Source organism: Niallia alba, assembly GCF_012933555.1.
Lineage (GTDB): Bacteria > Bacillota > Bacilli > Bacillales > Cytobacillaceae > Niallia > Niallia alba.
In genome coordinates, this window is the sequence record NZ_JABBPK010000001.1 from 3,349,991 (window position 1) to 3,364,025 (window position 14,035).

General features: G+C 35.7%; 12 protein-coding genes. 1 reads left to right on the forward strand and 11 read right to left on the reverse strand.

All coding sequences use genetic code 11. The features are described from left to right. Positions 1–2: 2 nt before the first annotated feature. From HHU08_RS16145 to gpr, 10 genes are all read right to left on the reverse strand, one after another. The gene (locus tag HHU08_RS16145) at positions 3–746 is read right to left on the reverse strand and encodes a 16S rRNA (uracil(1498)-N(3))-methyltransferase (protein ID WP_016202963.1); all 744 of its coding nucleotides are present in this window, start codon (positions 744–746) and stop codon (positions 3–5) included. A 123-nt stretch (positions 747–869) separates the two neighbouring features. Then, entirely contained in the window at positions 870–1,811 is a 942-nt protein-coding gene (prmA, locus tag HHU08_RS16150; RefSeq protein ID WP_016202962.1) for a 50S ribosomal protein L11 methyltransferase, read from the reverse strand. 190 nt (positions 1,812–2,001) lie between these two features. After that, positions 2,002–3,126 (reverse strand): molecular chaperone DnaJ, encoded by a 1,125-nt coding sequence (gene dnaJ, locus HHU08_RS16155; RefSeq protein ID WP_101730808.1) that lies wholly within the window; start codon positions 3,124–3,126, stop codon positions 2,002–2,004. A gap of 183 nt (positions 3,127–3,309) precedes the next feature. Next, positions 3,310–5,148 (reverse strand): molecular chaperone DnaK, encoded by a 1,839-nt coding sequence (dnaK, locus tag HHU08_RS16160; RefSeq protein WP_169188857.1) that lies wholly within the window; start codon positions 5,146–5,148, stop codon positions 3,310–3,312. A gap of 35 nt (positions 5,149–5,183) precedes the next feature. Beyond that, on the reverse strand, positions 5,184–5,786 hold the full coding sequence (gene grpE / locus HHU08_RS16165; RefSeq protein ID WP_016202958.1) for a nucleotide exchange factor GrpE: 603 nt from the start codon (positions 5,784–5,786) through the stop codon (positions 5,184–5,186). A gap of 122 nt (positions 5,787–5,908) precedes the next feature. After that, positions 5,909–6,937: a heat-inducible transcriptional repressor HrcA gene (hrcA, locus tag HHU08_RS16170; RefSeq protein WP_016202957.1), complete on the reverse strand. Its 1,029-nt coding sequence runs from the start codon at positions 6,935–6,937 to the stop codon at positions 5,909–5,911. A gap of 530 nt (positions 6,938–7,467) precedes the next feature. Then, entirely contained in the window at positions 7,468–8,610 is a 1,143-nt protein-coding gene (gene hemW, locus HHU08_RS16175) for a radical SAM family heme chaperone HemW (protein WP_016202956.1), read from the reverse strand. A 189-nt stretch (positions 8,611–8,799) separates the two neighbouring features. Further along, positions 8,800–10,635, reverse strand: coding sequence for a translation elongation factor 4 (gene lepA, locus HHU08_RS16180; protein WP_016202955.1), 1,836 nt, complete (start codon positions 10,633–10,635; stop codon positions 8,800–8,802). Between the two features lie 102 nt (positions 10,636–10,737). Beyond that, positions 10,738–11,085: a YqxA family protein gene (locus tag HHU08_RS16185; protein WP_101730806.1), complete on the reverse strand. Its 348-nt coding sequence runs from the start codon at positions 11,083–11,085 to the stop codon at positions 10,738–10,740. Between the two features lie 117 nt (positions 11,086–11,202). Then, positions 11,203–12,324 carry a GPR endopeptidase gene (gene gpr, locus HHU08_RS16190; RefSeq protein ID WP_101730805.1) on the reverse strand — a complete coding sequence of 374 codons (1,122 nt, stop codon included), beginning with the start codon at positions 12,322–12,324 and terminating at the stop codon, positions 11,203–11,205. A gap of 208 nt (positions 12,325–12,532) precedes the next feature. Between gpr and rpsT the strand changes: the two genes are divergently transcribed. Continuing rightward, positions 12,533–12,799, forward strand: a complete 267-nt coding sequence (rpsT, locus tag HHU08_RS16195; protein ID WP_016202952.1) for a 30S ribosomal protein S20 — start codon at positions 12,533–12,535, stop codon at positions 12,797–12,799. Positions 12,800–12,896: 97 nt separating this feature from the next. Here the strand turns inward: rpsT and holA are convergent, their stop codons facing one another. Next, positions 12,897–13,919, reverse strand: a complete 1,023-nt coding sequence (gene holA / locus HHU08_RS16200; RefSeq protein WP_101730804.1) for a DNA polymerase III subunit delta — start codon at positions 13,917–13,919, stop codon at positions 12,897–12,899. Positions 13,920–14,035 lie beyond the last annotated feature (116 nt).

Here is a 14,035-nt window from a genome sequence, read left to right on the forward strand (position 1 = left end):
TATCACTCCATCAATTCAAAATGATAAGATACAGCAGACAATAGATATAACGGTGCAGTCTCTGTTCTTAATATTCTTGGACCAAGTCCACATGTCACAAAATCTTGCTCTTTTAATAAATTTACCTCTGATTCACTTAGACCACCCTCTGGTCCAAACAAGGCAAGGATTGTTTGCCCCTTTGTCATCGACTGTAATTTCTTCGTTAACATAGCCGATTCGCCTTCTTTTGCCTCTTCCTCATAAGCAATTATCTTTACGTCATAGCTTTTTGAGCGTTTGATTAATTCTTTCATACTGATTGGGGTACTTACTTCTGGTATCATCGTTCGATGAGATTGTTCAGCCGCTTCTTTGGCAATTTTATTCCAGCGAATGAGCTTTTTTGCCCCTTTTTTTTCATCCCATTTAACGACAGAGCGAGCTGCTATAAAAGGGATAAACTCATAAGCGCCTAATTCTGTCCCCTTTTGAATAATCCATTCTAGCTTATCCCCTTTTGGCAGTCCGCTCACGATGGAAACAGAAACAGGTAGTTCTATTTCTCCTTCTAACCATTGTACCACTTTTGCAGTGACTTCGTTTTCGAAAATATTTTCTATTGAACACTGTGCTACCTGTTGATCATTATTGACACAGTATATTTTATCTCCAACATTCATGCGCATCACACGAACTATATGATGATAATCATCTTCTTGGATTATAAAAGTATCTTCTTCCTGTTTAGCAAAATAACGCTGCAATCGAATACCTACTTTCCTTTAAGCAATAGAGAAGGAAGAATCGCAAAACGAAACTTCCCTTTTCCTTTAGAATATACGCTTACTCTTACAGCTTAGCGCCGTCAAAAAGACATTTGTTATACCTTAGTTCTTTTTTTGAGCGGTAATGCTTACCCAATCTTCCATTTGTACTGTTTCTATTATTTCTAGTCCTGAAGCTATAATAGCATCTTTCACTTCTTCTTTTTTCTGAAGAATAATACCAGAAGCAATAAAGTAACCGTCTTTCTGAAGTAAACGGTAAACATCATCTGTAAATCGTACGATAACCTCTGCCAAAATATTTGCAACAATTACATCTGCCTGTTCGTCTATACCGCTTAATAGATTATTTTGGCGAACTGTTGTTTTTTCATGAACCTTGTTCAACTTAATATTTAGCTTTGCAGAACGTACTGCAACTTCATCCAAATCTAAAGCCAGTACAGAGCTAGCTCCTAGCATCGCAGCGGCAATGCTTAATACACCAGATCCAGTCCCTACATCAATAACCACATCATCTTTTTTTACTATTCTTTCCAAAGCTTGGATGCATAATACAGTTGTTGGGTGAGTTCCTGTACCGAATGCCATACCTGGGTCTAATTCAATAATTAATTCATCTGTATGAACTGGAGTATAATTCTCCCAAGTTGGCACAATTGTAAATTTCTCCGATATCTTTACAGGATGATAATATTTTTTCCAAGCGGTCGCCCATTCTTCTTCATTAACTTCCATAATAGAAACTTTATTTAATCCAATATCAATATTAAATAGTACTAAATTATTAATATTTTCTTTAATTGCTTCCACTGTTTCTCCAAGAAAACTATTGATCGGTAAGTATGCTTTAACTAGAACGCCTTCTTCAGGATAATCATCAGGATTTAGTTGGTAGATTTCGCCGAATTGGTCTTCTCTTTCCTTAATTAATTCAAAGGGATCTTCAATAACTACCCCACTAGCACCTGCTTCATGCAAAATATTTGAAATAGGTTCAATCGCTTCATTTGTAGTATGAATTGTGATTTCTGACCATTTCATTTCTACCAACTCCTTTTTGATTATGGCTGTTTTCGTAACGTTTGTTGCTATTACCTGCAGCCGAAATACACTTCGCTTTCCGTGGGGATCGCGCTAATCCCATAGGAGTCTACGTGTATTCCGGCTGCTCCATTTTCCAACTAATTCTTTTTTTCTATAGAAAAAAGAATTTGAGCAAATACAACTCTGATTATTCACCTTTAAATGCTTTTTTCACTTTAGAGAAAAAGCTATCATCTTCTTCTCCTTGAGGGGAAGCCCCTGTTACATCAGCAAACTCTTGTAAAATTTGCTTTTGTTTTTCGGATAGCTTTGTTGGCGTTATTAGTCGTACAATCACGTGTTGGTCACCTTGACCGTATCCACGCACATTTGGAATACCTTTGCCTTTAAGTCTAAATTTCGTTCCTGTTTGTGTTCCTGCAGGTACTTTTAGCTTCACTTTTCCATGAATCGTAGGGACTTCAATTTCATCCCCAAGTGCAGCTTGAACAAAAGTAATCGGCATTTCACAATATACATCTTCCCCATCACGCTCGAAGAAATCATGTCTTCTTATGTGGAATACAACATATAAATCACCTGCTGGTCCTCCATTCACTCCAGGCTCACCTTGACCAGATACTCTTAATTGTTGGCCATCATCGATACCTGCAGGAATTTTAACACTGATTTTACGGCGTTTTTTCACTTTACCAGTTCCGCCACAAGTAGAACATTTATGCTTAATCTCTTTACCAGTACCATGGCAATAATTACATGTTCTTCTATTCACAATACGACCGAACGGCGTATTTTGCTCTACATTCAATTGCCCTGTACCGCTACAATGCTTACATGTAACTGGTTTGGTTCCAGGTTTTGCACCTGTTCCACTACATGTTTCACAGTTTTCTTCTCTTGGTATTTCAATTTCTGTCTCTTTGCCAAATGCCGCTTCTTCAAATGAAAGGGTCATTGTATATTGTAAATCAGCCCCTTGGCGTGGAGCATTAGGATCTCGTCTTCTTGAACCTCCACCACCAAAAAATGTGCTGAAAATATCTTCAAAGCCACCGAAACCACCGAAGTCTCCCCCGCCACCAAATCCTTGATTAGGATCTGTGTGCCCAAATTGATCATAATGAGCTCTTTTTTGATCATCACTTAAAACTTCGTATGCCTCTTTGACTTCTTTAAACTTTTCATCTGCATCTGCATCTTTATTAATATCTGGATGATACTTTTTCGAAAGCTTACGATATGCTTTTTTTATTTCATCCTTAGAAGCGCCTTTGCTTACTCCCAGGACTTCATAGTAATCTCGTTTATCCATAATTGATTACCACTCCCCGATTCTTTTCACATAGATGCTATTGTATCATTTTGCCTTTCCAAAGTACAATAGTTTATTGCTATCTTTCTTAAATATCGATTAAAAACTTATTCTCTAAAAGAAAAGTCAAAGTCAAGATAACCTGACTTTGACTTTTTACTAGACGTCTATTGTTTATTTCAATTACTTATCGTCTTTTACTTCTTCAAACTCTGCATCCACAACGTTATCATCTTTACCAGATGCTCCGCCTTCTGCTCCTTCTGCTCCTTGTGCTCCTTGTGCAGCTTGAGCAGCTTCTTCATATAATTTCATAGAAAGGGCTTGAACGATTTCTTGAAGAGCATCTTTCTTCGCACGAATTTCTTCTAATTCGTTTTTCTCGATAGCTGCTTTTAAAGCATCTTTTGCTTCGTTTGCCTTCGCTACTTCGCCTTCGTCCACTTTACCTTCTAAATCTTTTAACGTTTTTTCAGTAGTGAAAACTAATTGATCCGCTTCATTGCGTAGTTCTACTTCTTCTTTACGCTTTTTATCAGCTTCTGCATTTTCTTCTGCTTCTCTTACCATTTTGTCAATTTCTTCATCTGATAAGCCTGTAGAAGATTTAATTGTAATGGTTTGCTCTTTATTTGTGCCAAGATCCTTCGCACGAACATTTACGATACCATTTTTATCGATATCAAATGATACTTCGATTTGTGGAATTCCACGTGGTGCTGGTGGAATATCAGCTAATTGGAAACGGCCTAATGTTTTATTATCTGCAGCCATTGGACGCTCCCCTTGAAGCACATGGATATCAACAGCTGTTTGGTTATCAGCAGCAGTTGAGAATACTTGAGATTTAGATGTAGGGATTGTAGTATTACGCTCGATTAACTTCGTAAATACTCCACCCATTGTTTCAATACCTAATGAAAGTGGTGTTACGTCTAAAAGAACAACATCTTTTACATCACCAGTAATTACGCCACCTTGAATAGCTGCACCCATTGCAACTACTTCATCAGGGTTTACCCCTTTATGAGGCTCTTTACCGATTTCTTTTTTGATTGCTTCTTGTACTGCTGGGATACGTGTTGATCCACCTACTAAGATAACTTTATCAATTTCAGAAGCGCTAAGACCAGCATCTTTAAGTGCTTGACGAGTTGGTCCCATTGTACGTTCTACTAGTGAAGCTGAAATCTCTTCGAATTTAGCACGAGTTAAAGTTACTTCTAAGTGAAGTGGGCCAGCATCTCCAGCTGTAATAAATGGTAAAGAAATTTGTGTAGAAGCTACACCTGAAAGGTCTTTTTTCGCTTTCTCTGCAGCATCTTTAAGACGTTGTAGAGCCATTTTATCTTTGCTTAAATCAATACCATTCTCTTTTTTGAATTGTTCTACTAAATAATCAATGATAACTTGGTCAAAGTCATCTCCGCCTAGACGGTTATCACCAGCTGTAGATTTAACTTCAAATACACCGTCACCAAGCTCAAGGATAGATACGTCAAAAGTACCTCCACCAAGGTCATAAACTAAGATTGTTTGATCTTCATCTGTTTTATCAAGTCCATAAGCTAATGCAGCAGCTGTAGGTTCGTTAATGATACGTTCCACTTCTAAACCGGCAATTTTACCAGCGTCTTTCGTTGCTTGACGTTCTGCATCATTAAAGTAAGCAGGCACTGTAATAACAGCTTTTGTTACTTTTTCGCCTAGATACTCTTCAGCATATCCTTTTAAGTATTGAAGAATAATAGCAGAAACTTCTTGAGGAGAATAGTTTTTACCTTCTACCTCCACTTTATAGTCTGTACCCATATGACGTTTAATAGACATAATAGTGTTTGGGTTTGTAATAGATTGACGTTTTGCAACTTCCCCTACTTGACGTTCTCCATTTTTGAATGCTACTACAGATGGAGATGTTCTATTACCTTCTGGATTTGGGATAACTTTTGGTTCTCCACCTTCAAGTACAGCAACACAAGAGTTTGTTGTACCTAAATCAATTCCAATAATTTTACTCATGGAAATTTCCCTCCTATTTTTTAGATATGTAAAGCTTATTGACTTACTTTAACCATTGCAGGTCGAATCACTCTGTCTTTTAACTTATACCCTTTTTGAAACTCTTCTACCACGATATTAGATTCCGTTCCTTCTACTTCTTCTTGCATTACTGCTTGATGAAGATGTGGATCAAATTCATTTCCAACCGCTTCGATAGCTTCTACACCTTCTTTTTTAAGAGCTTCAAGGATTCCACGATAAACCATTTCCACACCTGTGTATAAACTTTGTGTTTGTTCATCAACAGCCTCAATTTTCAAAGCTCTTTCCAAATTATCTATGTTTGGTAATAAGTCCATTACAAGACTTTGTGCTCTATATGTTTGAGCCGTTTCCATATCAAGCCTTGCTCTGCGACGTGAATTATCAAAATCAGCTTGCAAGCGAAGATAGCGATTAGATTCTTCTTCTAATTTTGCTTCTAGTACAGCAATTTTTTCATTAGCTGCCTTTAATTCTTCAGCTGTGTTTTCCTCATTGGAAGGAGTTGCTTCTGCCTCTTCGAATACTTCTTCGACTGTTTCTTCTACTTGGATGTCTTCTTGTGCTGCTTGTTGTTCCATCTCTGCACTATTCGTTGTTTTTTCTTCTGCCAACTTGTTTCACCTCCCTTAAAGGAATCATTCCAATGAAAACCATACTGATTGATAGAAATTTATCAATCTTTTATGGTCTTTATATAAATCGATTTTCTACCCTTTTAAATATTCCACATAAGTTACTTTTGATACAAATTAGTAAGTACTTTTGTTAGGTCATTTGATAAAATATTTAATAAGCTTATAACCCTTGAATATTCCATTCTTGTTGGACCAAGAATAGCGATTGAACCAATTTGTTCATCCCCGATACTATAGGAAGCGGAGATAATACTGCAATTTTCCATTGCGGTGTTATTATTCTCTCTTCCAATTTTAATGCTAATATCAGATGAGTTATTGCGAATGAGCTCTGGAATCCCATCCTCTTTTTCAATCATATTCAATAAATTTCTTATTTTCGTAATATCATGAAATTCAGGTTGACTTAAAATATTTGTTTTCCCACCAAAAAATAATTTTTCATGGGTATCAATTTTCACTGTTTCTGAAAGTGAGTTGATAAAATACTCATAATTACTAATATGTTGTTTCAATAAGAAAGCTACTTCCTTATAAATCTTGTTATGAAGCTTGTCAATTGAAACTCCCATTAGCCGTTCATTCAAAATATTAACCAATTTCTCTATTTCCCCTGCATGGATAGAATCAGGTAAATGAAACATTCTGTTCTCTACATGGCCTGAATCTGTCACAATAATGGCGATTGCCGTATGGTTGTTCAAAGGGACAATTTGAATTTTCTTCAACTTGTTTTCCTTAACGGCAGGTCCAAGGACAATAGTAGTATAGTTTGTTAAATCAGACAATATTTTAGCAGATTTTTGCACAATATTTTCTAATTCATAAATTTTTTCTGCAAATAATGAGTTAATCCTCATAATATCTGAACGCTTTAATTTCTGTGGTGATAATAGATGATCAACATAAAAACGATATCCCTTTTCTGAGGGTACACGCCCTGAAGAAGAGTGCGTTTTTTCTATAAATCCAGACTCCTCTAAATCAGCCATTTCATTACGGATGGTAGCGGAGCTAAACGTGATGTTTTCTTTCTTCGATAAGCTCCTTGAGCCTACGGGTTGTGCTGTTGAAATAAAATCATCAATAATCACTTGTAATATTAATAATTGACGATCAGTTAACACATTAATCACCTCTGTTAGCACTCTTTATTAACGAGTGCTAAATCTATATATAAAGTAGCAAAAACAAAGGGTCTGTGTCAATAATTTGGTCCTTTTTTCTGCAAGAAATTTTTACCTTCTAGTCAACCTAGACATTGAATTGCTTTTTATCTCTTTACTAGTTACTAAAAATACACTCCGTTCAAGTAAGAAGAATGTTAAACACTTCGTTATCTACCTTTATGCAGCCCACTCTGTATTTCTTCTTTTACAACCAACACATTTTTAAAACCCAAAAATAAGTTAGGTTTCTTTTCTAAAGGCTGTTTTAGTAAAGTTTGTTGCGATTACCCGCAGCCGGAATACACTTCGCTTTCCGTGGGGCTAAGCTTAAGCCTCCTCAGCTTCGCCTCCGGGGTCTCAGACTGTCTCGCTAATCCCACAGGAGTCTACGTATATTCCGGCTGCTCCATTTTTCCAACTAATTCTTTTTTCCTATTGAAAAAACAACAATCCTTTAGAAAACAGCCTTTCTAAATAAAGAGACTTCATTACTTAAGCACTCCAATAAAGGATTGAAAAACTTCATTCCCCAAAAATCTGCCCTTATCGGTTAATCTCAAATATCCATCCTCGATTTCAATAAGCTCTCGACTAATTAGCCCCTTTATTTCTTTATCAAAAAGCTGTAATAGATTTTGATTATATTTTTCTTCAAAAGATAGTAAACTTACCCCTTTGTTTTTTCTTAATCCAAGGAATAATTCTTCTTCCATTTGTTCTACGACTGTTACTTCGTGTTCGTGCATAAGTGGAAACTCGCCTTGTTCTAATGGCTGCATATATTTTTTTAATGGCCCATAATTAGAGTATCGGTTCTTACCTACATAACCGTGTGAGCCTGCTCCAAACCCAAAATACTCTGTATTATTCCAGTATGTGAGATTATGACGACTTTCAAAACCAGGTTTCGCAAAATTACTAATCTCATATTGTTGAAAACCGTGATTTGCCATCTCCTCCATTAATACGCCATACATGCTTGCTTCCACATCTTCACCAGGTGTAGGTAGTTTCCCCTTCCGCATCAAATTATAAAAAACAGTTTTTGGCTCTATAATCAGGGAGTATCCTGAATAGTGCTGGATATCTAGTGTAAATGCTGTATTTAAGGTTTCTTGAAAATCTTCCAATGTTTGTCCAGGCAAACTATAAATTAAGTCTACACTTATATTATCAAACCCAATCTTTTTTGCAGATTCGATGGATGAAAACACCTCTTCAGCCTTATGAGTTCTACCAATCCTCTGTAATAGCTCGTTATTAAAAGATTGAACACCGAAACTTAAACGGTTGACGCCTCCCTCATAAAGAGCCTTTAATTTATCTTCTGTTAAATCCCCAGGATTTGCTTCAAAGGTATATTCTATTTCTGGATGAACTTTAAGTTCTCTATTAATAATTCCACAAAGTCGTTCCAATTGAGGTGCAGTTAAACTTGTTGGTGTTCCTCCCCCGACAAAAATCGTAGAAAGCTTTTGTTCCCCATATTTTTCAATGGTTAACTTCATTTCTTTCTCTAGAGAATCGAGGTATTCATCTACTGGCTGTCCTTTTAAAAACACTTTATTAAAATCACAATAGTGACAAATATGCTCACAAAATGGAATATGGATATATGCTGCTTGTATCAATTTTTCACAACCTTTTAATTAGTTAACTATGTGATGAAACAAGTTTTAAGATCAACTTGTTTCAATGAATAAATAAGAAAAGAGGTGATGCTTGTTGGCACCTACCTCCCTTACTTATAGCAGTCAATGATATGATTAGCAAGTTTCTTGCATCATTTTGATTGACTCCTTTTATGTCATTCTGCCTTTTTACTTTTTCGTATTATTATCATCCATACGCAATACTGCCATGAACGCCTCTTGCGGAACTTCAACAGATCCAACTTGCTTCATCCGTTTTTTTCCTTCTTTTTGCTTTTCTAGCAATTTACGCTTACGGGAAATATCCCCACCATAACATTTTGCCAATACGTTTTTACGCATTGCTTTAATGGTAGAACGAGCGACAATCTTTTGGCCAATTGCTGCTTGGATTGGCACCTCAAATTGCTGACGCGGAATCAGTTCCTTTAACTTCTCCACAATAACTTTTCCTCTTTCGTAAGCAAAATCCTTATGAACAATAAAGCTAAGCGCATCTACTTGTTCTGAATTCAGTAAAATATCCATCTTCACTAAAGTCGATGTTTTATATCCAATGAGTTCATAATCAAATGAAGCATATCCTCTCGTATTTGATTTCAATTGGTCAAAGAAATCATAAACAATTTCGGATAATGGAATTTCATACATAATCTTGACGCGAGTCTCATCCATATATTGCATATCGATGAATACGCCTCTTTTTTGTTGACATAATTCCATAATGGCACCGACATATTCATTTGGAGCCATCATCGTTGCCTTCACGTACGGTTCTTCAATTCGTTCGATTTTTTGAGGATCTGGCATCGCTGATGGATTATCTACCTTGATTTCTGTTCCATCTGTCAAAATAACATCATAGATAACACTTGGAGCAGTTGTAATTAAGTCAATTTTGAATTCACGCTCAATTCGCTCTTGAATAATCTCCATATGAAGTAGGCCCAAGAAACCACAACGAAAGCCAAATCCTAATGCTTGTGATGTTTCCGGTTCAAATTGCAATGCTGAATCATTCAGCTCTAATTTTTCCAATGCTTCACGTAAATCATTAAATTTTGCACTGTCTATTGGATATAAACCACAATAAACCATTGGATTAAGCTTTCTATATCCTGGTAATGCTTTTGTTGCGCCATTCTTCGCGCTTGTAATCGTATCCCCTACTCGAGTATCACCAACATTTTTAATTGCAGCTGTTAAAAAACCTACATCTCCAACAGATAATTCATCGGTATTAACAGCTTTCGGTGTAAATACCCCTACTTCAATAACTTCAAATTCTTTACCTGTTGCCATCATTTTAATTTTGTCACCTGGTTTAACTGTTCCATCAACCACACGAATATAAGTGACTACACCCCGGTAAGCGTCATATAAACTATCAAAAATAAGTGCTTTTAACGGTGCCTCTGGATCTCCTTCTGGCGCAGGAACTTTTTCTACTACTTGTTCAAGTATATCTTCTATCCCAATACCAGCTTTTGCAGAAGCAAGCACAGCCTCTGAAGCATCTAATCCAATAACTTCCTCAATTTCGTTTCTAACTCTCTCAGGATCAGCACTTGGAAGGTCGATTTTATTAATAACAGGAACTATTTCCAAATCATTATCAATTGCTAAATAAACATTAGCTAATGTCTGTGCTTCAATTCCTTGTGCTGCGTCAACTACTAATACAGCTCCTTCACACGCAGCCAAACTACGTGATACTTCATATGTAAAATCCACGTGTCCTGGTGTGTCTATGAGATGAAGGGTATATATTTCTCCATCTTTTGCTTGATATTTTAATTGGACTGAGTTTAGTTTAATCGTAATTCCGCGTTCTCTTTCCAAATCCATTGAATCTAAAAGCTGATCTTTCATCTCACGTGCAGTGAGTGCATTTGTTTTTTCTAATATTCTATCAGCTAGGGTTGATTTCCCATGATCTATATGTGCAATAATAGAAAAATTTCTAATTTTTGATTGTCTTTTAAGCATCTCTTCTCTGTTCATTTAGTTCACTCCTACAATAATCGCGCATGTACACTATTTTTGATTATAGCAGTGTGAAGAATAAGATTCAACGAAAAGTAAAATGAATTACTAAACAGTTTTCTATTTTTCTTTTTCCTCTATTATATCTCCAACAAGACTAACTCCTTTTTCCGCTAAAGAAGATATCGTATCTGCTACCCCTTTACCAATACTGGACAGTAAGTTAAAAGCTTTTATTTCTTCTAATTGCTGTTTTTTTTGATCCAAATCATGGCTTGTGATATTTTGGCCAAGAACTGATGCCTCCATATTACCATCCTCATTTTTAATGGATACAGCACTTTGAAATCCTTGATCTTCATAGCCTTTCATTTTGTGTATTCCACTATTTGCTTGCTGCATTCCGAATAATACACATATAAACATTAACAAAACGATACCTACCGCGCCTAATGTATATAGTTTCAACTTGATCAATCCCCTTTATTTTAAGTATCAAGTTTGTAATTCCAAAAATCACCTTTCCTAGTAACTCTATTAAAAATGTATGAAGTTACTAGGAAAGGTAGAACCCTTTTCTTTTATTTAGTGTGTATTGTAACCAACATTGTCTTGATTAATGGCTGAATGAAGGGCAGCATTTAATCCATTTGCAAGTAGGTTTGCCATGTCTTCAATAAAAACATCCACTTCTTTCGGTGTTACCATTAAATTATGACCAATTGGGGATAGCACTTCATAAATTAACTTTCGTTTTTCTTCCTCAGGCAAAGTACCGATAATGCCGAGAAATGTCTTACGATGCTGTTCCTCCGGTAAGTCTTCATCTGTCAATGTTCTTCTTTCACCAAAATTTAAGCCCGCAGGAGCCAGCGCTCTCGATGGTTTATTCCCTTCTCTGAGCTCTTTTCCAAAATGCTTTAATATATAATCAATTGTGTCACTTGTAATCGACACAGCATCAACAACAGTTGGAACACCAATCGCGATAACAGGTCTTCCGAGAGTTTCTTCACTAAGCTCTTTTCGTTTATTTCCGACTCCAGACCCAGGATGAATACCTGTATCAGAAACTTGAATAGTGGAATTCACACGATCAATAGAACGTGATGCAAGAGCATCAATAACAATCACAAAATCAGGATTTGTTTTTTCGACAACGCCTTTTATAATGTCACTCGTTTCTATTCCTGTTAAGCCCATCACACCTGGAGCTAGACTTGATACCGGACGATAGCCCTCTTCTACACTTTCTGGCTGTAATTCATATAAATGTCTTGTCACTAGTATATTTTCACAAACCTGTGGCCCTAGCGCATCGGGAGTAACGTTCCAGTTTCCCAATCCCACTACTAGACAGGAAGCATCCTCTTTTATATTGCTCAGCTTTAAAAATTGCGAAAACTCTTTCGCAAATACTCGCTCTACTTTTTCCTGCAATTTTGTATCTTGCTGTCTTATTCCTAATACTTCGATTGTCAAATATTTCCCTCGTTTTTTTCCTATAATCTCCTCGCCCTTTTCTGTAACTTCCACATAGGACATTTTAATTCCATTTTCTTCTTTTTCCTTGATAATTACGCCATCAAGGTTTGATTGATCCTGTTCATTTTGAACAAGTCCTTGTTTATGTAAAGCTAAATCTTTTGCTTCAATTGCTAAGTCTGTACGGATAGAATACATGCTTAAATCTAGTTTTTCCTCCATCATTATCCCCTTCCAATCGATTTAATTATAAGAGTATTACTAGCATTGCCTTTCTCCCGAAAAAAATTCATATCGTGCAAATTGGTATGAGGTATTGCATTATTAGTCCTCGTTTGATAAAATATCTCTTGTTCTTTAAGTTTTTTAGGAATGTATATATCGAGTTTAAATAATGAACTTGATGCTTCTTTTTAGGAGGTGAACGTAAATGCCAAATATTAAATCTGCTATTAAACGTGTGAAAACTAGTGAAGCTCGTAACGCTCAAAACACTACAGTTAAATCTGCAATGCGTACTGCTGTTAAAAAGACTGAAGCTGCTATTGCTCTTAATGATACAACTGCTGCAAATGAAAGTTTTGTAGAAGCTGCTAGTAAGTTAGACAAAGCTGCTGCAAAAGGTCTTATTCATAAAAATGCTGCTGCTCGTAAAAAATCTCGTTTAGCTAAAAGAAAAAATGCTTTAAACGCATAATGAGTAAAAAAAGACTATCGAAACGATAGTCTTTTTTTATGCCTTTTATTTTATCCCCTTGTAAAATTTCACTATAAAGTCTAAAAATCCCAATCTTCTACAACCCATGTCCTAACTGAAACAATATCATTTCTATCACCATATTTTTTGGCATAGTACCTGTTTTCAGCTGAAAATCACCTTCTGCAAATAGGCGGATACATTTAGTTAATTCCTCTTCTGTAAAGCGCTGAGCTTGTCCTGCTGCTAATTTGACTCGAAATGGATGAACCTTTAACACAGAAGCAATTTGCTGCTGCCCGTAACCTTTCTGTGATAGGCCTTTCACTTGATAGATTAAGCGGAATTGATTTGCTATGATTGAAAGAATCTTTAATGGTTCTTCATTTTGCTTTAATAAATCATAATAAATGCGCAATGCTTCATCAATTTTTTTAGAGATTACCTTATCGACAAGCGTAAAAATATTTTGCTCGAGCGATTTCGCCACTAATTCTTCCACAATGTCTTTCGTAATTAGTTTTGAATCCTGCACATATAAGGCCATTTTATCTATTTCTGTTGTTAAAAGGGATAAATTTGTTCCAGCAAGACTGAGAATAGTATCTAAACCGTCTTCATTTATCTCTACATGATTATATGCCGCCCGTTGTCTTAACCATTTTTTCAGTTCTTGTTCATTTAATTTTTTCGCTTCTAAAACAGAGGAAATCGTTTTTAACTGCTTCGTTATTTTTTTTCTTTCATCTAATTTTTCATAATTAGCTACAAAAATCATAGTAGTGAACGGGGAAGGTTCTTTCAAGTATTCTTCCAGTTTCTTTACATTATGTTCTACCTTTGACTTAGATTTCTCAGCTGTTAAGAAAAAAGGGTTATTTAATACAATTACTTTTCTTTCCCCAAAAAAAGGAATTGTCTCTGCATCCTCTATTGCTAATTCTATCGGAGTTTCCTCCAAATCATATGTAGATAAATTAAAATCCTCGTCCTCTTCGTTTAATAAAGATTGCAATAATAAATATTTCGTTTCATTTATTAGAAAAGTCTCGAGTCCATATAATAAATAGACAAAAGAAAAATCTTTATTTTTTATTTTTTTCCATAATTCTTCGATCATTTCTTCTCCCCATTCCTAAAACATTTTTCCTTTGTGATTTAGTTCATCACTAAACAATTATTATATACGAAATTCCTTTGAATTGTCCTTTTTTTATCAAAAATCAGCTTATGTAA

Bases quoted from the DNA above. Each gene is read 5' to 3' on its own strand.
- prmA (WP_016202962.1), bottom strand. From the start codon at position 1,811: ATGAAATGGTCAGAAATCACAATTCATACTACAAATGAAGCGATTGAA.
- dnaJ (WP_101730808.1), bottom strand. From the start codon at position 3,126: ATGGATAAACGAGATTACTATGAAGTCCTGGGAGTAAGCAAAGGCGCT.
- dnaK (WP_169188857.1), bottom strand. From the start codon at position 5,148: ATGAGTAAAATTATTGGAATTGATTTAGGTACAACAAACTCTTGTGTT.
- lepA (WP_016202955.1), bottom strand. From the start codon at position 10,635: ATGAACAGAGAAGAGATGCTTAAAAGACAATCAAAAATTAGAAATTTT.
- gpr (WP_101730805.1), bottom strand. From the start codon at position 12,324: ATGGAGGAAAAACTAGATTTAAGCATGTATTCTATCCGTACAGACTTA.
- rpsT (WP_016202952.1), top strand. From the start codon at position 12,533: ATGCCAAATATTAAATCTGCTATTAAACGTGTGAAAACTAGTGAAGCT.
- holA (WP_101730804.1), bottom strand. From the start codon at position 13,919: ATGATCGAAGAATTATGGAAAAAAATAAAAAATAAAGATTTTTCTTTT.